Origin of the sequence: Kitasatospora viridis (assembly GCF_007829815.1) — a bacterium.
Taxonomy (GTDB): Bacteria; Actinomycetota; Actinomycetes; order Streptomycetales; family Streptomycetaceae; genus Kitasatospora; species Kitasatospora viridis.
This window is the reverse complement of sequence record NZ_VIWT01000001.1, coordinates 2,322,485-2,340,879: the sequence shown is the minus strand read 5'-3', so window position 1 is coordinate 2,340,879 and position 18,395 is coordinate 2,322,485. Positions and strand designations below refer to the sequence as shown.

At 73.9% G+C, this 18,395-nt stretch carries 18 protein-coding genes and 2 tRNA genes; 14 read left to right on the top strand and 6 right to left on the bottom strand.

Annotated elements, in window-relative coordinates:
* Nucleotides 1-36: 36 nt before the first annotated feature.
* Nucleotides 37-561, top strand: a complete 525-nt coding sequence (locus FHX73_RS10290) for a DUF6083 domain-containing protein (RefSeq protein WP_145904718.1) — start codon at nucleotides 37-39, stop codon at nucleotides 559-561.
* Here the strand turns inward: FHX73_RS10290 and FHX73_RS10285 are convergent.
* From FHX73_RS10285 to FHX73_RS10275, 3 genes are read right to left on the bottom strand one after another with little or no spacing between them, the layout of a single operon-like run.
* Entirely contained in the window at nucleotides 534-1,106 is a 573-nt protein-coding gene (locus FHX73_RS10285; RefSeq protein ID WP_145904717.1) for a hypothetical protein, read from the bottom strand. The genes FHX73_RS10290 and FHX73_RS10285 overlap by 28 nt on opposite strands.
* Nucleotides 1,103-2,716, bottom strand: coding sequence for an alpha/beta hydrolase (locus FHX73_RS10280; protein WP_145904716.1), 1,614 nt, complete (start codon nucleotides 2,714-2,716; stop codon nucleotides 1,103-1,105). The genes FHX73_RS10285 and FHX73_RS10280 overlap by 4 nt, the downstream gene beginning before the upstream one ends.
* Nucleotides 2,713-3,030, bottom strand: a complete 318-nt coding sequence (locus tag FHX73_RS10275; RefSeq protein WP_145904715.1) for a WXG100 family type VII secretion target — start codon at nucleotides 3,028-3,030, stop codon at nucleotides 2,713-2,715. Before FHX73_RS10275 ends, FHX73_RS10280 begins: the two co-directional genes overlap by 4 nt.
* A 225-nt stretch (nucleotides 3,031-3,255) precedes the next feature.
* On the opposite strand from FHX73_RS10275, the gene FHX73_RS10270 reads away from it, so the two are divergent.
* The 7 genes from FHX73_RS10270 to FHX73_RS10240 all read left to right on the top strand — a co-directional run bounded on the left by FHX73_RS10270 (nucleotide 3,256) and on the right by FHX73_RS10240 (nucleotide 10,394).
* A complete protein-coding gene (locus tag FHX73_RS10270; RefSeq protein WP_145904714.1) occupies nucleotides 3,256-4,638 on the top strand; it encodes an MFS transporter in 1,383 nt (460 codons plus the stop codon).
* Between the two features lie 215 nt (nucleotides 4,639-4,853).
* Nucleotides 4,854-4,929 (top strand) — tRNA-Thr (locus FHX73_RS10265).
* 183 nt (nucleotides 4,930-5,112) lie between these two features.
* Complete coding sequence (locus tag FHX73_RS10260) at nucleotides 5,113-5,781, top strand: response regulator transcription factor (RefSeq protein ID WP_145904713.1); 669 nt, start codon at nucleotides 5,113-5,115, stop codon at nucleotides 5,779-5,781.
* A 224-nt stretch (nucleotides 5,782-6,005) separates the two neighbouring features.
* Complete coding sequence (gene galT / locus FHX73_RS10255; protein ID WP_145904712.1) at nucleotides 6,006-7,115, top strand: galactose-1-phosphate uridylyltransferase; 1,110 nt, start codon at nucleotides 6,006-6,008, stop codon at nucleotides 7,113-7,115.
* Complete coding sequence (gene galE, locus FHX73_RS10250) at nucleotides 7,112-8,092, top strand: UDP-glucose 4-epimerase GalE (protein ID WP_145904711.1); 981 nt, start codon at nucleotides 7,112-7,114, stop codon at nucleotides 8,090-8,092. The genes galT and galE overlap by 4 nt, the downstream gene beginning before the upstream one ends.
* A 38-nt stretch (nucleotides 8,093-8,130) precedes the next feature.
* Complete coding sequence (galK, locus tag FHX73_RS10245; RefSeq protein ID WP_145904710.1) at nucleotides 8,131-9,294, top strand: galactokinase; 1,164 nt, start codon at nucleotides 8,131-8,133, stop codon at nucleotides 9,292-9,294.
* 173 nt (nucleotides 9,295-9,467) lie between these two features.
* Nucleotides 9,468-10,394 carry a response regulator transcription factor gene (locus FHX73_RS10240; protein WP_145904709.1) on the top strand — a complete coding sequence of 309 codons (927 nt, stop codon included), beginning with the start codon at nucleotides 9,468-9,470 and terminating at the stop codon, nucleotides 10,392-10,394.
* Nucleotides 10,395-10,480: 86 nt separating this feature from the next.
* On the opposite strand, the gene FHX73_RS10235 is transcribed toward FHX73_RS10240, so the two are convergent.
* The 3 genes from FHX73_RS10235 to FHX73_RS10225 all read right to left on the bottom strand — a co-directional run bounded on the left by FHX73_RS10235 (nucleotide 10,481) and on the right by FHX73_RS10225 (nucleotide 12,781).
* The gene (locus FHX73_RS10235) at nucleotides 10,481-10,978 is read right to left on the bottom strand and encodes a MarR family winged helix-turn-helix transcriptional regulator (protein WP_145904708.1); all 498 of its coding nucleotides are present in this window, start codon (nucleotides 10,976-10,978) and stop codon (nucleotides 10,481-10,483) included.
* A gap of 88 nt (nucleotides 10,979-11,066) precedes the next feature.
* The gene (locus tag FHX73_RS10230) at nucleotides 11,067-11,702 is read right to left on the bottom strand and encodes a TetR/AcrR family transcriptional regulator (RefSeq protein WP_246213809.1); all 636 of its coding nucleotides are present in this window, start codon (nucleotides 11,700-11,702) and stop codon (nucleotides 11,067-11,069) included.
* A gap of 110 nt (nucleotides 11,703-11,812) precedes the next feature.
* On the bottom strand, nucleotides 11,813-12,781 hold the full coding sequence (locus tag FHX73_RS10225; protein ID WP_145904707.1) for an acyl-CoA desaturase: 969 nt from the start codon (nucleotides 12,779-12,781) through the stop codon (nucleotides 11,813-11,815).
* Nucleotides 12,782-13,059: 278 nt separating this feature from the next.
* Here FHX73_RS10225 and FHX73_RS10220 point away from each other — a divergent pair.
* From FHX73_RS10220 to FHX73_RS47130, 6 genes are all read left to right on the top strand, one after another.
* Nucleotides 13,060-13,133 (top strand) — tRNA-Gln (locus tag FHX73_RS10220).
* A gap of 172 nt (nucleotides 13,134-13,305) precedes the next feature.
* Nucleotides 13,306-14,781 (top strand): bifunctional UDP-N-acetylglucosamine diphosphorylase/glucosamine-1-phosphate N-acetyltransferase GlmU, encoded by a 1,476-nt coding sequence (gene glmU, locus FHX73_RS10215; protein WP_145904706.1) that lies wholly within the window; start codon nucleotides 13,306-13,308, stop codon nucleotides 14,779-14,781.
* A 261-nt stretch (nucleotides 14,782-15,042) separates the two neighbouring features.
* Nucleotides 15,043-16,020, top strand: a complete 978-nt coding sequence (locus FHX73_RS10210) for a ribose-phosphate diphosphokinase (protein WP_145904705.1) — start codon at nucleotides 15,043-15,045, stop codon at nucleotides 16,018-16,020.
* A gap of 228 nt (nucleotides 16,021-16,248) precedes the next feature.
* Nucleotides 16,249-16,842: a 50S ribosomal protein L25/general stress protein Ctc gene (locus FHX73_RS10205; protein ID WP_145904704.1), complete on the top strand. Its 594-nt coding sequence runs from the start codon at nucleotides 16,249-16,251 to the stop codon at nucleotides 16,840-16,842.
* Nucleotides 16,843-16,932: 90 nt separating this feature from the next.
* Nucleotides 16,933-17,514: an aminoacyl-tRNA hydrolase gene (pth, locus tag FHX73_RS10195; protein WP_145904703.1), complete on the top strand. Its 582-nt coding sequence runs from the start codon at nucleotides 16,933-16,935 to the stop codon at nucleotides 17,512-17,514.
* Between the two features lie 138 nt (nucleotides 17,515-17,652).
* Nucleotides 17,653-18,351, top strand: coding sequence for a hypothetical protein (locus tag FHX73_RS47130; protein WP_145904702.1), 699 nt, complete (start codon nucleotides 17,653-17,655; stop codon nucleotides 18,349-18,351).
* The last annotated feature ends 44 nt before the right edge of the window (nucleotides 18,352-18,395 follow it).

Genomic DNA, 18,395 nt, shown 5'->3' with positions numbered 1-18,395 from the left:
GGTGGAGGCCGGCGTCCGCCGTCGAGGACGGAGTTGATGGCCGGTCAGGAGCGGAGCGAGGGGTTCACGGCCTGCTGGTGGTGCGGGCGGGTCGGGGGGAGCTGGCACTCGGCGGCACGGGCCGTGCTGTGCGGCGCTTGTGTGCCGCGGGTGCCGGCGGCGAAGCGGGAGGTCCGCGAGCCGGTGCCGCTGGGCGAGGCGGTGCTCGCGGTGCAGCGGTACCTGGCGCGCCGCAGCCGTGCGCTGGCGGACGGCTACGAGAGCGTCGGGCGCTGCCGCCACTGCCAGCGCGAGGCCACCTGGCACCTGACGGCGCGCGGCCGCTGGATCCTGCTCGACCCCGACAACCACCCCACCGCCGACGTCCCCCACGGCCGCCGCTGGCACCTGGACCGCTTCGGCACCGTCGTCCACCCCCCGGGCACCACCCCGCACTGCCGGGTCGTCCACTGGGACGTCTGCCCCGGCCTGCCGGCACCGCGCGACCCGTACCTGGCCCTGGTGCGGGCGAGGTTGCGGGGTGGGGGTCGGGGTCAGTGGGACCAGAAGGGGTCGTCGTAGGTGGGGAGGATGTCCAGATTTCCGTTGGCCGCGGTCGGTTCGACGGGACGGGGGCCGTACGGACCTCCGGGGGGTGTCGAGTCGGCGACGTCGATCGGGCTGACATTCGCGGTGACCGTGATGTTCCCGGGGGCGCCGACGGTCAATTGCACAGCAGATCGGTCCGGGGTCCTGGCGAAGATCCCGGGCATCGAGACATCGGTGTTGACGCTCTCGATGGTGTATCCCCTGGCCTTCCAATGGCGTTCCACGAGACCCAGCAGCGCGCCGTACTTCCCGCGGTCGACCTTGGTCAGCACGAATCGGTCGAGCGAGACGTTGGCCGTGCCTTCGGGGGCGTCGTTCTCCGTCACGTCGGGCCAGCTCTCGCGGAACTTGAGCGGGGGAGAGACCGCGGCGAAAGTGTCATCGAGCAAGGCGGTCAACTTCGCCCGGGCGTCCGAAGGTGCCAGCACGGAAGTGCTCTCCGAAGGGGTGTGGGTGGAATGACAGCCGACGGCCAGCGCGACCAGTGTGAACAGGGCGAGCGACTTCGACGCCTTCATCGGAAGGACTGACCCTTCACTTTGTCCGGATGTCCGGCGACGATCTGGCCGATGTTCGTCAGGGAACTTCCGCCGCTCGGGTCCAGGTAGTTGGAATGTGACGAGAAGCTGTGTGGCGGGCCGTCAGCCACTTCGAATCGTTTCGCTCCGAATCCGGCACTCGCCGGATCCCGGCCGAACCATCGTTCGTCGCTGTGCCCGGTGAGGTCGGCGACCGGGTCGGGCAGATAGGTGACCGGATCGTTGTCGGCCGCGCCCACCCACACGTGACCGGGAGCCACCCCGAGCCGGGACGCGTCGTCCGAGTCGGTGCCGGGACTGCCGACGAGGATCATGTCGTCGGCTCCACTGCCGGTGGGAGTCTGGCCGGAGAGTCCGACGGTGAGTGAGCCGTAGCTGTGGCCGAGGGCCGTGAGGTGGGCCGGCCCGTCGGAGTGGCCGGCCCGCAGACCTGCCAGGAAGCGTGAGTAGTTCGCCGCACCGGCTCGCGCGCGTCCGTCGCCCATGACCGACAGGGACGCGGGGTCGGCCTTGTCGAGGCCGGGGGGCGGGTCGTAGCCCAACCAGACGATCGAGGCGGCGGAACGGGTCGGGTCGGCCTTGTTGGCGGCCTTCCAGACATTGAACGCCCGGTCCGCGTCCTTCCCGCCCACGTCCTTCAGTTCCGTCCCCAGCCCCGGCACGTACGCGCTCACGTTCGTCGCCGTGTCCGGGTTGCCGAAGGACAGGGCGGCGCGGCCCTGGCCCTGGTCGGAGAGGGCCAGGAGGAGGACGGGCGGGGTGGCGGGGCTGTGGGTGAGGCGGGTCTGGATGGCGCGGAAGCCGGTGAGCCTGGTGCGGTCGGCGGGGGTGGGGCTGGTGCGGCCGGCGTAGTCGGCGAGGTGGGCGGTGAGGAGCAGGCGGTTGGCCTGGTCGCGGGTGGTGGCGGGGAGGCCGTCGCGGTTGCCGATCAGGTCGGGTCGGGTGGTGGTGAGGTGCTGCTGGGTGGCGGGGGGCAGGGTGCGCCACCAGGCGGCGACTTCGGCGGGGGTGGCGTTGGCGGGTGGGAGGGCGGCGGCGAGCAGGTCGGGGGCGGTGAGGGCGGGGACGGGGGAGTAGCCGCCGGTGGCGAGCGCGGAGCCGTCCCGGGCGGCGCGGGTGTGGGCCTGGAGGTGTTCGGCGAGGGTCCGGTCGGCGGTGTCGGCCTGGGCCAGTGCGGAGTCGATCCGCTGTTCGAGCTCGGTGGCCGCCAGGTCGGGGTCGTGCCGTTCGCCGGCCGGCCGGGTCAGCCGGCCTTCGGGGGTGACGGTCAGTCCGGCCGCGGCGGCCTCGTCGAGGGCTTCGACGAGGCGGGCCCGGGCGAGTTGCACGGCTTCGGCGCCGGAGCGCAGCAGGGCGCCGAGTCGGCGCAGTCCGTCTTCGGCGGCGGTCAGTCTGTCCTGGCTGTCGCGCAGGCTGGCCCGGCAGTTGTCGGCGGCGGTGCCGAGCCAGCCGGGGTCGCCGGCCCGGTCGCGGACGCCGGTGCGCCAGTCCTGCGCGCCGCCGTGCAGTTCGCCGCCGAGCCGGTCGTGGGCGTCGGCGCAGTCGGGGAGGGCTTGCGGGTCGGCCTCGCGCAGGGCGGCGGGGTTCACCGGTGGCCGGCCGGGAGGAAGGCGTCGGTGGCGGACCGGTCGCCGGCCCGGTAGTGCCGGGCGGTGTCGTCGAGCTTCTCCGCCTGTTGGGCCAATTCCCGGGCCAGGGTGGCGAGTAGCTCGTGCCAGGCGGCTGCGCAGTCGGCCAGGGCGGCGGCGGTGCGCCAGCCGGGGAGGCCGGCGGCGGCGTTGCGGACGGCGGCGGTGAGCCGGTCGGCCTGGGCGGGGAGGCGGGCGGCCACGGACCGGGCCTCGGCGGCGCCGTCGGCGAGTTGGTCGGGCTGCACCTGGAAGCCGGTGCTCGGCTCGGCCATCGGAGGACCCCCGGGGAGACGGCGGCCACAGGGGGGACGGACGGATCCCCCGCGTGGCCGGTCGGACACGCTCGGTAGCCAAAGGATAGCCGCAGCGGTCCGCTCGTGTGCAAACGGCGTGGGCGCGATCGCGTGGCATCCGAGGGGCGTACACGAACCGAAGCGCGCCCCCGTCACCCGGGTGGCGGCTGCGGACCGGGGCGGCGGCGCGGCATCGTCGGTGGCATGGCGATTGACAAGGCGTCAGGGCAGCTCGACCCGGGCCTCGGTGGGACCGAGGGGCTGGGGCGGGTGGCCGCTGCCGCCTTCGTCGGGACGGCGATCGAGTTCTACGACTTCGTGCTGTACGGGATGGCGGCGGCGCTGGTCTTCGGGCACGAGTACTTCCCCGGGCTCGGGCCGGCCGGCGCGCTGCTGGCGGCCCTCTCGGTCTACGCGGTGGCGTTCCTGGCCCGCCCGGTCGGGGCGGTGGTGTTCGGCCACTTCGGGGACCGGGTGGGCCGCAAGGCCGTGCTGGTCACGTCGCTGCTGCTGATGGGGCTGGCCACGGCCGCGGTGGGGGTGCTGCCGGGGTACGGGCGCTGGGGCGTCTGGGCGCCGCTGGCGCTGGTGGTGCTGCGGTTCTGTCAGGGGTTGGGGCTGGGCGGCGAGTGGGGTGGTGCGGCCCTGCTGGTCGCGGAGTATGCGCCCCGGGGGCGCCGCGGGCGGTACTCCGGGTACCTGCAGCTCGGGCCGTCGGCCGGCTCGGCGCTGGCCACCGGCGTCTTCCTGGCGGTCTCGCTAGGGCTGTCCGAGCGTCAGTTCCAGTCCTGGGGCTGGCGGCTGCCGTTCCTCGGCTCGCTGCTGCTGGTCGGCGTCGGGCTGTTCGTCCGGCTGCGGATCGCCGAGACCCCGGTCTTCGCCCGGGCCCTGAGTCGGCCGTCCGGCGAGGGCGGCGCGCCGGTGCTGGAGGTGCTGCGGCGGCACTGGCGGGTGGTGCTGCTCGGCACCGGCATGCTCTCGTTCGGCTACGCGCTCCACTACCTGAGCAGCACCTACGCCCTGGGGTACCTGACCGGCCAACTGGGCGTCTCCCGGACGGTGCTGCTGGCGCTCCAGCTGACGGTGGCTCCGATCGGCGCGCTGACGGTCTGGTACAGCGCGGGCCTGTCCGACCGCTGGGGCCGCCGACGAACCGTGCTGCTCGGCACGGCGCTGGCCTCCTGCTGGTCGCTGCTGCTCTTCCCGGTGCTGGAGACGCTGCGGCGGGGGCTGATGCTGCTGGCGCTGGCGGGCACGGTGCTGCTGGAGGGGGTGCTGCTCGGTCCGGTGGCGGCCTACCTGCCCGAGCTCTTCCCGACCCGGGTGCGCTACACCGGCGCCGCGCTCACCTACAACCTCGGCGGGGTGATCGGCGGCGGCACCGCCCCGCTGCTGGCGGCCAGGCTGACGGCGGCCTACGGCACGGCGGCCCCGGTCGGCTGGTACCTGGCCGGCCTCGGCGCGGTGGCGGCGTGCTGCCTGCTCGCCCTCCCGGAGCGGGGCGGCTGCGATCTGACGGTGGACCACCCGCTCGGTGACGCCCGCGCCACGGGCAGCCCGGCCGCCGTGAACCAAGCCGTGAACTAACAGGTCGGCCTGCCCGGACCCCGCCCCACACGCCCCGCCCCACGCACCCCCGGCGCGGCGCCTGCGCCGCGCGCCCCACCCCGCCGATCAGCGCACCCGTCCCGGTCGCCGGCGCGCCCGGCGCCGACCCCGGTCGGGGGCGTGCGCTCCGTCCCGGTCACCGATTTCCCAATCGGCTCGATGACCATGTAATGTCTTCCTCGTTCGACCGGTTCGCCCCTATAGCTCAGTCGGTAGAGCGTCTCCATGGTAAGGAGAAGGTCTGCGGTTCGATTCCGCATGGGGGCTCCATCGGAAAAGGTCCCCGCCATTACGGCGGGGACCTTTTCGTTATTCTCCTGGCACCGTCCGAACCCGCCGGCCCCTGGCGGCCCGGGTCCGTCATGCGCTGTGATGGTGCGTCAACAGTGCTGTGGCGCAAGGCCGGTACGTGGCGCGTGGGGTCCGTTCCACGCAGGTTCGGGGAGGGGCCCCTTGGGCGTTCGGCTCGTCGTGGTCGACGATCACCGACTGCTGGCCGAGGCGCTGGCCGCGGCGCTCCAGGTGCGCGGGCACCGGGTGCTCGCGGTGGGCAGCCCGGCAGGCGCGGCGCCGGAGCTGGCCGCGCAGCGCCGTCCGGACGTCTGCCTGATCGGGGTGGCCCGGCCGGGTGCCGTGAGCGCGTTCGCCCCGGTCCGCCGACTGCGCCTGGAGCGGCCCGAGGTGGCCGTGGTGGTGCTCGGACCGGTGGACGACCTGCGCGGGGTGGCGGGCGCCTTCGCCGCCGGCGCGGCCGGCTACGTCCGCAGCGACGAGCGGATCGAGGTGGTGGACCGCTCGATCGGCCGGGCCCGGGCGGGTGAGGCGGCAGTCGCGGTGGAGGTGCTGCAGGCCTCCTTCGAGCGCCTGCTGCACCCGGTGCACGAGCCGGACGACGAGGCGCTGCGGCTGCTCGGCGCGCTGACCCGGCGTGAGGTCCAGGTGCTGGCCCGGATCGCGGAGGGCCAGGACACCCAGGAGATCGCCGCCGCCATGGGCATCGCCCCCAGCACGGCCCGCACCCACGTGCAGCGGGTGCTGATGAAGCTCGGCGCCCGCACCCGCCTGGAGGCCGCCGCGGTGGCCGACCGCACCGGCCTGCTCGCCCGGCTCGAACGCGAGTAGCCACGGCCGGCCGTCGCACCTCCGCGCCGCGCCGCTCCGCCGCACCCTGCCCTCGCGCACCCCGTCCCCCACCACCCCCCCGCTTCGACCCGTCCGGGCTCCGGCCAAGCGGCACGGGCGAATTCGCCGTGTCCGGATGCCGTTCGTCTGTTGACTGGTGATGAGTATTGTTTGATTATGTGTGATGACTCAGGCGGGTGACACGGCATCGAGGGCGGAAGACTGTGCGCAAGACCACGACCAAGCTGGCGGACGGCCGTGAGCTGATCTACTTCGACCGGGACGAGACGGTGTTCCGGGACGAGCCCGACCGCAGACCCCTGGAACCGGTGGCCAACCTCTCCGAGGTGCGCCTCGACCCGGTGTCCGGCGACTGGGTCACCGTGGCGGCGCACCGCCAGGGCCGGATCTACCACCCGCCGACCGACCAGTGCCCGCTCTGCCCGAGCACCGAGGCGCACCTCAGCGAGATCCCGGCCCCCGACTACGACGTGGCCGTCTTCGAGAACCGCTTCCCCTCGCTGGCCACCGACGCGGCCCCCGAACTCGCCCTGACCGCCGGGGGGACCGCCGCCGCCCCGGCCGCCCTGCACCTGGCCCGCCCCGGCACCGGCCGCTGCGAGGTGGTCTGCTTCACCGCCGACCACGCCGCCTCCTTCGCCGACCTCGACGAGTCCAAGGCCCGCCTGGTGCTGGACGCGTGGACCGACCGCACCGCGGCGCTCGGCCGGCTGCCCGGAGTGGAGCAGGTCTTCTGCTTCGAGAACCGCGGCGCCGAGATCGGGGTGACGCTGGCTCACCCGCACGGTCAGATCTACGCCTTCCCGTTCACCACCCCGCGCACCACCAAGATGATCGCCAGCGCCAACGACCACCGCGCCCGCACCGGCCGCAACCTCTTCGAGGACCTGCTGGCCGGCGAACTGGCCGACCCGCTGCGGGTGGTGCTGGCCGGCGAGCACTGGACCGCCTTCGTGCCGTTCGCCGCCCGCTGGCCGTACGAGGTGCACCTCTTCCCGAACCGCCGGGTCGGCTCGCTGCCCGAGCTGGCCGAGGAGGAGCGGGCCGAGTTCCCCCGCCTCTACCTGGAGCTGCTGCGCCGCTTCGACCGGCTGTTCGGCGAGGGCCTGGCACCCACTCCGTACATCGCCGCCTGGCACCAGGCCCCGCGCCGGGGCGGTGCCGAGCTGGCACTGCATCTGGAGCTGTTCACGATCCGTCGTACCGTAGGCAAGCTGAAGTACCTGGCCGGGGTCGAATCCGGCATGGACGCGTTCGTCAACGATGTGTCGCCCGAGGCGGCGGCACACCGCCTGCGGGAGGTCGCAACATGAGCAAGTACCTGGTCACCGGCGGTGCCGGCTACGTCGGCAGCGTGGTCGGTGCGCACCTGTTGGAGGCAGGGCACCAGGTGGTCGTGCTGGACGACCTCTCCACCGGGTTCGCCGAGGGCGTGCCGGCCGGCGCCGAGTTCGTCCGCGGCCGGATCCAGGAGGCCGACCAGGTGCTGGACGCCTCCTTCGACGCGGTGCTGCACTTCGCCGCCTCCTCGCAGGTCGGCGAGTCGGTCGCGGACCCGGAGAAGTACTGGCGCAACAACGTGGCCGGCTCACTGGAGCTGGTCAGCGCGATGCGCAAGGCCGGGGTGCGCAAGCTGGTCTTCTCCTCCACCGCCGCCACCTACGGCGAGCCGGAGGGCACCCCGATCGCCGAGACCGCCCGCACCTCGCCGACCAACGCCTACGGCGCCACCAAGCTGGCGGTGGACCACCTGATCACCAGTGAGGCGATCGCCCACGGCCTGGCCGCGGTCAGCCTGCGCTACTTCAACGTGGCCGGCGCCTACGGCGCCTACGGCGAGCGGCACGACCCGGAGTCGCACCTGATCCCGCTGGTCTTCCAGGCCGCGCTGGGCCAGCGCCCGCACATCTCGGTCTTCGGCGACGACTACCCGACCCCGGACGGCACCTGCATCCGCGACTACATCCACGTCGCGGACCTGGCCGAGGCCCACCTGCTGGCGCTGGACGCGGCGAAGCCGGGCGAGCACCTGATCTGCAACCTGGGCAACGGCAGCGGCTTCTCGGTCCGCGAGGTGATCGAGTCGGTCAAGCGGGTCACCGGCCGGGAGATCCCGGTGGTCACCGCCGAGCGCCGCCCGGGCGACCCGGCCGTGCTGGTGGCCTCCGCCGAGCGGGCCCGCCAGGCCCTCGGCTGGGTGCCCAAGCGCCCCGAGCTGGACGCCATCGTGGCGGACGCCTGGGCGTTCACCCTCGAGAAGTTCGACAAGAGCCGGCGCAGCGAGAGCTGAGCCACACCGGATGAGACCCAGCGGCGGGAGAGCAGCACGTGTCTGACGAGTTCCAGCGGATCTTCGGGACCACCCCCACCGGGGTGTGGGCGGCCCCGGGCCGGGTCAACCTGATCGGCGAGCACACCGACTACAACGACGGCTTCGTGCTCCCGATCGCTCTCCCGCACGCGGTCCGGCTGACCGCCGCCCCGCGCACCGACGGCCGGCTGCGGCTGTACAGCGCCCAGGGCGACGGCCGGACCACCGACCTGCCGGTCGCCGAGCTCGCCCCGGGCGCGGTGGCCGGCTGGGCGGCCTACCCGGCCGGCGTGGTCTGGGCGCTGCGCGAGGCCGGCCACCCGGTGGGCGGCGCCGACCTGTACTTCGACAGCGACGTGCCGACCGGCGCCGGCCTGTCCTCCTCCGCCGCCCTGGAGGTGGTGGTCGCGGCGGCCTACCGGGACCTGTACGGGCTGCCGCTCAGCACGCCGGCGATCGGGCTGCTCTGCCAGCGGGCGGAGAACCTGTTCGTCGGCGTGCCCTGCGGGGTGATGGACCAGATGGCCAGCGCCTGCTGCACCGAGGGCAACGCGCTCTTCCTGGACGTGCGGGAGATGACCCAGCGGCAGGTGCCGCTGCGGCTCGCCGAGCAGGGCCTGGAGCTGCTGGTGATCGACACCCGGGTCAAGCACGACCTGGGCGACGGCGCCTACGCGGGCGTGCGGGCCGGCTGCGAGCGGGCCGCCGGACTGCTCGGGCTGCGGGCGCTGCGCGACGCCCCCAGCCTGGCGGCCGGGAGGGACCCCCACCCGGCGGCGGTCCTGGCGGCCGCGCTGGCACAGCTGCCGGCCGAGCTGGTGCCGGTGGTGCGGCACGTGGTGACCGAGAACGACCGGGTGCTGCGCGCCGTCGAACTGCTCGACAAGGGCGAGTTCGAGGCGCTCGGCCCGATCCTGACGGCCGGTCACGCCTCGCTCCGGGACGACTTCCGGGTCTCCTGCGCGGAGACCGACCTGGCGGTGGCGGCGGCCGTGGCGGCCGGCGCGCTGGGCGCCCGGATGACCGGCGGCGGCTTCGGCGGCTCGGTGATCGCCCTGGTCGGGGTCGACCGGACGGCCGAGGTGGGCGCGGCGGTCACCGCCGCCTTCGCGGCGGCCGGCCTGCGCGAGCCCGCGCTGTTCACCGCCACCGCGGCCGCGGGCGCGCGCCGACTGGCCTGAGGCCCCGTCAGCCCCGCGGTTCCCCCGCGCCGCCCCGCTCCCGTCACCACCGCTCGTTCCGGGCGGTGGTATTCGGACGGAACTTCACCGTTGCGCCACCCGCCGGCCGTTCAAGCCTTACGCTGAGCCGGGAGATCGGTGCGCGCCACGGCTGGAGCAGGGGGGACACCGGGATGGGGCGGATCCGAGTCCTGGTGGTCGACGACCACCGGATCTTCGCCGAGGCGCTCGCCACGGCGCTCTCCGCCGAGCCGGAGATCGAGGTCGGCGCGGCCGGCAGCGCCGCGGCCGCCGAACACGCGCTGGAGCGGGCCGCCGCCGACGGCCGCCCGTTCGACGTGCTGCTGGTCGACGCCGACCTGGGCAGCACCACGACCGCCCTCGGCCCGCCCCGCCGCCCGCGGGTCGCCGAGCCGGAGCCGGCCCCGCGGCGCACCCCGGCCGGCCTGGTGCCGGCCCCGCGCCGGGCCGGCAGCGCGCTGGCCCCGCAGCGGTCCGTGGCGCCGCCGGTGCCGCCGTCCGTCGTCCCGTCCGTCGTCCCGTCCGCCGTCCCGGCCGTGCGCCCGGTGGAGCCGCCCGCCGCCGCGGGCCCGGCCCGCCGCCCGGCCGACGGGATCACCCTGCTGGGCCGGGCCTGCCACACCTACCCGGGCCTGCACGCCGTGGTGCTGGCCGCCGAGGAGGACCCGCGCCGGGCCGTCCGGGCGCTGCACGCGGGCGCCTCGGGCTGGGTGGCCAAGGAGAGTTCGCTGACCCGGCTGCTGACCGTGCTGCGCGGGGTGCTGCGCGGCGAGACCCACCTGCCGCCGGCCCTGCTGACCGGGGTGGTCCGGGAGCTCACCACGGCCCGCCGGGACCGCACCGAGAGCGAGCGGCTGGTCGACTCGCTGACCCCGCGGGAGAAGCAGGTGCTGCGCTGCATGGTGGCGGGCCTGGGCCGGCAGGCGGTCGCCGAGCGGCTCTACCTCTCCCCGCACACCGTGCGGACCCACATGCAGAACGTGCTCGGCAAGCTGGGCGTGCACTCCACGCTGGCGGCGGTGGCACTGGCCCGGCGGGCCGGGGTCGGCCCGGCGGAGGCGGCCGCCGAACGCCCCTGACGGCCCGGCAGGGCGGTGGCGGGGGCCGGACCGGGGGAAACCCCGTCGGTACCGCGCGGAGCCGCTGGCGGCCCGCTGAGGGCCCGTCAGCCGGGGATGTTGTCGAACGGGGCGACCAGCTGCCGCAGCAGCGCGGCCAGCTCGGCCTGCTGCCCGCCGGTCAGTTCGGCCAGCAGCTCGCGCTCGTGCGCCAGCAGGCCGGCCAGCGCCTCGTCAGCCTTGAGCTGCCCGGAGCCGGTCAGCCGGACCAGCACCCCGCGGCGGTCGTCCGGGTCGGGCAGCCGCTGCACCAGGTCCTTGCCGGCCAGCCGGTCGATCCGGTTGGTCATGGTGCCGGAGGTCACCAGGGTCTGGGTGAGCAGCTGGCCGGGGGAGAGCTGGTAGGGGTGCCCGGCCCGGCGCAGCGCGGTGAGCACGTCGAACTCCCAGGGCTCCAGCCCGTGCTCGGCGAAGGCGGCGCGGCGGGCCCGGTCCAGGTGCCGGGCGAGCCGGCTGACCCGGCTGAGCACCTGGAGCGGTTGCACGTCGAGGTCGGGGCGCTCGCGGCGCCAAGCTGCGACCAGCCGATCGACCTCGTCCTCCATGTGGATCAGTGTATCGGTGGTTCTGTCGATATAAAGCCTCTTGACATCGAGAAAACCAGACCGTGAACGAGCCGTGACGGACCGGGCGTCAGTTCTGCCGGTCGCCGACCAGCTTCGGGTGCCGCTCCATGCCCTCCAGGCCGTGCCAGGCGAGGTTGACCAGGTGCGCGGCCACCTCGGCCTTCTGCGGCTTGCGCACCTCCAGCCACCACTGGCCGGTCAGCGCGACCATGCCCACCAGCATCTGCGAGTACATCGGGGCCAGCCGGGGGTCGAAGCCGCGGGCCTTGAACTCCAGGCCCAGGATGTCCTCGACCTGGGTGGCGATGTCGCTGATCAGCGAGGCGAAGGAGCCGGTCGACTGGGCCACCGGGGAGTCCCGGACCAGGATCTTGAAGCCGTCGGTGGAGGTGTCGATGTAGTCCATCAGCGCGAAGGCGGCCTGCTCCAGCAGCTCCCGGGAGTGCCCGCCGGTCAGCGCGCCGGTGACCATGTCCAGCAGCAGCTGCATCTCGCGGTCCACCACCACCGCGTAGAGGCCCTCCTTGCCGCCGAAGTGCTCGTAGACCACCGGCTTGGACACCCCGGCCCGCTCGGCGATCTCCTCGACCGAGGTGCCGTCGTAGCCGCGCTCGGCGAAGACGGAGCGGCCGATCTCCAGCAGCTGCTCGCGGCGCTGCTTGCCCGTCATCCGGACCCGGCCGCGGCCGCGGCCGTCCCCCAGCCGCCGGCCGGGGGAGCCCGCGGCGGTGCCGGGCTGGTGGCCGTCCGGGCTGGTCTGCGGGCTGGTCTCGTTGCTCCGGTTCACCCCTCCATCATGCTGTAGGCGAGGGGTCATGCCGTGCGCCGGGCGGCGATGCGCGCCGCGTCGGGCCAGCGCACGTCGCGGGCCCAGCCGATCTGCTCGAACCAGCGGATCACCCGGGCCGAGGAGTCCAACTGGCCGCGCAGCACCCCGTGCCGGGCCGAGGTCGGGTCGGCGTGGTGCAGGTTGTGCCAGGACTCGCCGCAGGACAGCACCGCCAGCCACCAGACGTTGCCGGACCTGTCGCGGGAGCGGAACGGCCGCTCGCCGATCGCGTGGCAGATCGAGTTGATCGACCAGGTCACGTGGTGCAGCAGCGCGACCCGGACCAGCGAGCCCCAGAAGAAGGCGGTCAGCGCGCCCTGCCAGGACCAGCTGAGCAGCCCGCCGGCCAGCGCCGGCAGCAGCATCGAGAGCGTGGTCCACAGCCAGAACAGCCGGGAGATCGCCCGCAGGTCGCGGTCCTTGACCAGGTCGGGGGCGTAGATGTGCTGCGGGGTCTGCTCCTGGTCGAAGAGCCAGCCCATGTGCGCCCACCACAGGCCCTTGAGCAGGGCCGGCACATTCTCGCCGTAGCGCCAGGGGGAGTGCGGGTCGCCGTCCCGGTCGGAGAACTTGTGGTGCTTGCGGTGGTCGGCGACCCAGCGCACCACCGGGCCCTCGATGGCCAGGCTGCCGGCCACCGCCATGGCGATCTTGAGCACCCGGCCGGTCTTGAAGGAGCGGTGGGTGAAGTGCCGGTGGTAGCCGATGGTGATGCCGTGGCAGGTGAGGAAGTACATCACCGTGCCGATCGCCAGGTCGCGCCAGCCGAGCCCCCAGCCCCAGGCCACCGGCACCGCGGCCAGCAGGGCGAGGAAGGGCACCGCGATGAACAGGCCGAGCGCGATCCGCTCGGGCAGGCCCTGCTTCTCGCCGCCCAGGGTGGCGGAGATCTGGCTGTTGGGCTTGGTGACGGGGCTGGCGCCGGGGAGCGCCTCGTCTGCCTGAAGCGTCATGGGGGTCGTCCCTCAACGAGAGCGGAGGAAGGCGGCCGACCGGGCGGGCGGTGCCTACGTCTGCGTAACTTACGGCATCGTAGGTTCTGTCACCGGCCAACGGAAGGACGACACCTTTCCGTGTCAGGGCGCCCCGGTGACCGGTTGGCACCCGTTCGCACCCGCTGCGAACCGAGTGCGGACAGGTGGTGGAGGAAGAGCCTCGGTAACCCTTAGGCTGTGGTTGGCTCCGGGGCGTGCGGTGGTTGGCGCGTCCAGGGGGCTGGATTGACGGTCGGTCCGCCGTGGTGTAATGGCAGCACGGGGCCCTTTGAAGGCCTTTGTCTAGGTTCGAGTCCTAGCGGCGGAGCCAGTCGTTCCGGGTGATCCGGTCGGGCGTTGCCGCGCGCGGAGCGGGCCTTTCACGGTCGCTGGGTATCCTCGGTCCCACTCGGCGCTCCGTGCGGAAGGCCGCTGGCCTGGGAGTTCGCCCTGGGAGCAGGCCGAGCCCCTCCACTCCCGAACCCGACCGAGGAGCCTCCCGCGTGAGCGCTGTGAGTGACCGCCCCCTTGCCGCCGTTCTGGTGCTCGCCGCGGGGGAGGGCACCCGGATGAAGTCCCGGGCCCTGCCGAAGGTGCTGCACGAGGTCTGCGGCCGCAGCCTGCTCGGCCACGTGCTGGCCGCGGCCGAGGAACTGGCGCCGCATCAGCTCGCCGTGGTGGTGGGCCACCGCCGGGAACTGGTGACGGATCACCTGAACGAGCGTCACCCGCGCGCCCGGGCCGTGGTCCAGGAGCGGCAGAACGGCACCGGCAGCGCCGCCCGGGTGGCCGTCGAGGCGCTGGCCGCCGAGGGCCTGGAGCTGGACGGCACGGTGATCGTCACCTACGGCGACACCCCGCTGCTCACCGCCGACACCCTGCGCGCCCTGGCCGAGCAGCACGCCGGGCAGGGCAACGGCGTCACCGTGCTGACCGCCGAGGTGCCCGACCCGACCGGCTACGGCCGGATCCTGCGGGCCGCCGACGGCTCGGTCACCGGGATCGTCGAGCAGCGCGACGCCACCGCCGAGCAGCGCGCGATCAGCGAGATCAACTCCGGCGTCTACGCCTTCGAGGGCAAGCTGCTGGGCGACGCGCTGGCCCGGATCGGCACCGACAACGCGCAGGGCGAGGAGTACCTGACCGACACCCTGGAGATCCTGCGCGCGGCCGGCCACCGGGTCGGCGCCGTGGTCGCCGAGGACCACCGGGAGATCCTCGGCATCAACGACCGGGTGCAGTTGGCCGAGGCCCGCCGGCTGCTCAACGACCGGCTGCTGGAGCGCGCCATGCGCGCCGGGGTCACCGTGGTCGACCCGGCCACCACCTGGATCGACGTGCAGGTCTCCTACGAGCAGGACGTGCTGCTGCACCCCGGCACCCGGCTGCGCGGCGCCACCTTCCTGGCCGAGGGCTGCGAGGTCGGCCCGGACACCACGCTGACCGACACCGAGGTCGGGGCCGGCGCCACCGTCGCCAGCAGCACCGTCGAGCGGGCCCGGATCGGCGCGGGTGCCACCGTCGGCCCGTACGCCTACCTGCGCGGCGGGGTCGAGCTCGGCGCCAAGGGCAAGGTCGGCACCTTCGTCGAGGTGAAGAAGTCGAGCATCGGGGACGGCGCCAAGGTGCCGCACCTGGCCTACGTCGGCGACGCCACCATCGGCGAGGGCGCCAACCTGGGCGCCGGCACCATCACCGCCAACTGGGACGGCGTGAACAAGTCGCCGACCGTGGTCGGCAGGCACGCCCGGGTCGGCTCGAACACCGTGCTGGTCGCCCCGGTGACGGTCGGCGACGGCGCGTACACCGCGGCCGGCTCGGCGCTCAACAAGGACGTGCCCCCGGGCGCGCTCGGCGTGAGCCGGGCGCAGCAGCGCAACGTGGCCGGCTGGGTGGCGCGGAGCCGCCCCGGCACCACATCCGCCGAGGCGGCCGCGGCAGCCCTGGCAGCGACCGCCGAGGACGGCGAGCAGGCCTGACAGCGGCGCACCGGCGGCCGTTCCCGCCGCACCGGACGGATCGACGAGTCCGAAGTCACAACCGGCTTTCCGGCCCTCGGGGCGGCGGGGTGCGGACGCTTCGCGTCCGGGCGCGTAACCTTGTGGACATATGTGCGCCGTGGGATTGCAGCCCGCGCGATGCACACCCAATCCCCCGTCGATCACCGACCCCGGGCGGCAGCGGCCGTCGGGGGTGCGGCGCGGCGGGATCATGCGGCAGCAACGCGAGGAGACGGTGCAGTGAGCGGGATCACGACGTCGGGTGAGAAGAAGCTCAAGCTCTTCTCCGGCCGTGCCCACCCCGAGCTGGCGCGGGAGGTGGCCGAGGCCCTCGGCACCGAGCTCGTTCCGACCAAGGCCCTGGACTTCGCCAACGGCGAGATCTACGTCCGCTTCCTGGATTCCGCCCGGGGAGCGGACTGTTTCGTGATGCAGAGCCACACGGCTCCGATCAACCAGTGGATCATGGAACAGCTGATCATGATCGACGCGCTGAAGCGGGCCTCGGCCCGGAGCATCACGGCGATCCTGCCGTTCTACGGCTACGCCCGCCAGGACAAGAAGCACCTCGGCCGCGAGCCCATCTCGGCCCGACTGGTCGCCGACCTGCTGTCCGCGGCCGGCGCCGACCGGCTGATGGCGGTCGACCTGCACACCGCGCAGATCCAGGGCTTCTTCTCCGGCCCGGTGGACCACCTCTTCGCGCTGCCGATGCTGGCCGACTACGTCGGCGAGCGGGTGCCCCGCGACAAGCTCACCATCGTCTCGCCGGACGCCGGCCGGGTGAAGGTGGCCGACCAGTGGTGCGACCGGCTGGACGCCCCGCTGGCGATCATCCACAAGCGCCGCGACATCACCCAGGCCAACACCATCCTGTCCGCCGAGGTGGTCGGTGACGTCAAGGACCGGGTCTGCGTGCTGGTCGACGACATGATCGACACCGCCGGCACGATCTGCGCCGCCGCCGACGCGCTCTTCGACAACGGCGCCGCCGACGTGATCGTCGCCGCCACCCACGGCGTGCTCTCCGGCCCCGCCCCGGACCGGCTGAAGAACTCCCGGGTCAGCGAGTTCGTCTTCACCAACACGCTGCCCTGCCCGGCCGAGCTCGGCCTGGAGAAGGTCACCACCCTCTCGATCGCCCCGTCGATCGCCGCCGCGATCCGCGAGGTCTTCGAGGAGGGCTCGGTCACCTCGCTCTTCGAGGGCGTGCACTGACGCACCGTCGGCGCCGCCCGGCCCCCGTCGCCCCCGTGGCGGCGGGGGCCGATTTCATCCGCGCGCAATCGTCCGGTTAGACTCGTGAGACTGCTCGGCGAGGGATGCTACTGCGCTCCGTGATCGACGCGCTGGATGGATGAGTCCGCCGAGCCGACCCGTGTTTGCGAGGGTGTGGTCCCGGCGGCTTTTCGCTGTCTGCACCCGTTTTTACTCCAGGAGTGCAGCATGTCCGAGATCCGCCTCGCCGCCGAGCCCCGCAACGAGTTCGGCAAGGGTGCCGCCCGCCGCGCCCGCCGCGCCGGCTTCGTCCCCGGTGTCGTCTACGGCCACGGCCACGCGCCGGTCCACCTGAACCTGCCGGGCCACGACCTGATGATGGCCCTCAAGACCCCGAACGCCCTGCTGGTCGTCCCGATCGAGGGCAAGGACGAGTACGTCCTGCCGAAGGCCGTGCAGCGCGAGGCCATCAAGCGCAGCATCGAGCACGTCGACCTGCTGCTGGTGAAGCGCGGCGAGAAGGTCACCGTCGAGATCCCGGTGATCATCGAGGGCGAGCTCGCCCCCGGCGGCAACCTGGTCGAGCACGTGCTGAACGCCCTGCCGATCGAGGCCGAGGCCCTGCACCTGCCCGAGTCGGTCACCGTCTCGGTCGAGGGCCTGGAGGCCGGCGCCGCGATCACCGCCGGCGACATCAAGCTGCCCGCCAACGTCTCGCTGGCCGTCGAGGCCGACGCCGTCGTGCTGCAGATCATCGGTGCCCAGGCCGCCCCGGCCGAGGAGGAGGCCGCCGAGGCCGCCGAGGAGACCACCGAGGCCTGAGCCTCGCGCTGACACCCGCTGCCCCGGTTCCCGTTGGGAACCGGGGCAGCGGTGCGTCCGGGATGATGGGGAGCACTGAGGAGGATGGCGATGACTGACGCGCAGTACGGCGGACCCTGGCTGGTGGTCGGCCTGGGCAACCCCGGGGACGGGTACGCCCGCAACCGGCACAACATCGGGTTCATGGTGGTGGACCTGCTGGCCCAGCGGATCGGCGCCCGGTTCAAGGCGCACAAGAGCCGGGCCCAGACCGCCGAGGGCCGGATCGGCGGCCACCGGGTGGTGCTGGCCAAGCCGATGACCTTCATGAACCTCTCCGGCGGCCCGACCACCGCGCTGCGCGACTTCTACAAGGTGCCGAACAGCGCGATCGTCGCGGTCCACGACGAGCTGGACATCGACTACGCGACCCTGCGGCTCAAGCTGGGCGGCGGCGACAACGGGCACAACGGCCTGAAGTCGATCACCAAGTCGCTCGGCCCCGACTACCACCGGGTGCGCTGCGGGATCGGCCGCCCGCCCGGCCGGATGGAGGTCGCCGACTTCGTGCTGAAGGACTTCTCCAGCACCGAGCGCAAGGAGCTCGACTGGTTCGTCGACCGCTGCGCCGACGCCGTCGAGGCGCTGCTGACGGAGGGTCTGGAGCGGGCCCAGAGCACCTACAACTCCTGACGGCACGTCAGCGAACCACCGGCCCGTGACCGCCAGGGCAACAGTCGTACAACTCTTGCCCACCGCCCCCGATCCGGTGATCGAGCGCTCACCGGGATCCGATACGGTTCGGACCGGACTCGGGAAGGTGGGGCGCTGGTGGGCGCGGGGTTGGGACCGGCACGGCTGGTCGGCACATGGGTAATCGCGGTCGCGGCCCTGCTCGGTGGGGCCGCCGCGACGGCAGCGGCGGCACCGCCCAGCGGCTCGCCGGCACCGGCGCCGTTCGGCCCCCCGTGGCCGAGCGCGGACCCGGGGCCGAGCCTGGCCAGCGGTTCGCCCAGCGCCTCCGCCGCGCCGGCCAGCACCGGGCCGAGCACCAGCCCGAGCCCCAGCTGCCCGCCGGACACCGCCCCGGCCGGCGCCACCGCGAGCCCGACCGACCCGACCACCGCGTCGCCGACCGCCCCCGCGCCCACGGACCCGGCCCGCCCGGCCGGCTGCCCGAGTCCGACGCCCACGGCCACGCCGACCCCGTCGCCGGCGCTCAGCCGCGGCGCCCTGCTGCCGGTCGGCACCGGGCGGGGCGGCGGCCGGCTGCGGCCCGGTGGCGTCCCGGCCGCCGACCCCACCGCGCAGGACGTGCAGCTGGTCGACCCGGCCTCCGCCACCGCCCAGCCCGCGCCCACCTCGGTGCCGGCGCCCAGCGGCGAACTGGCCGGCACCATCGTCTCCTCGATCGGCGGCGACGCCGGACTGGGCGCGGTCGGCGGCGGCCTGCTGGTGGCCGGCGGCGGCGGCGCGCTCTGGCTCAAGCGCCGGGTCGCCGCCAAGCGGACCGCGCCGTCGGCGGGCTGACGCACCGCCAGGACGCGCACGCGCGCGGGAACGGACGAGCGGGC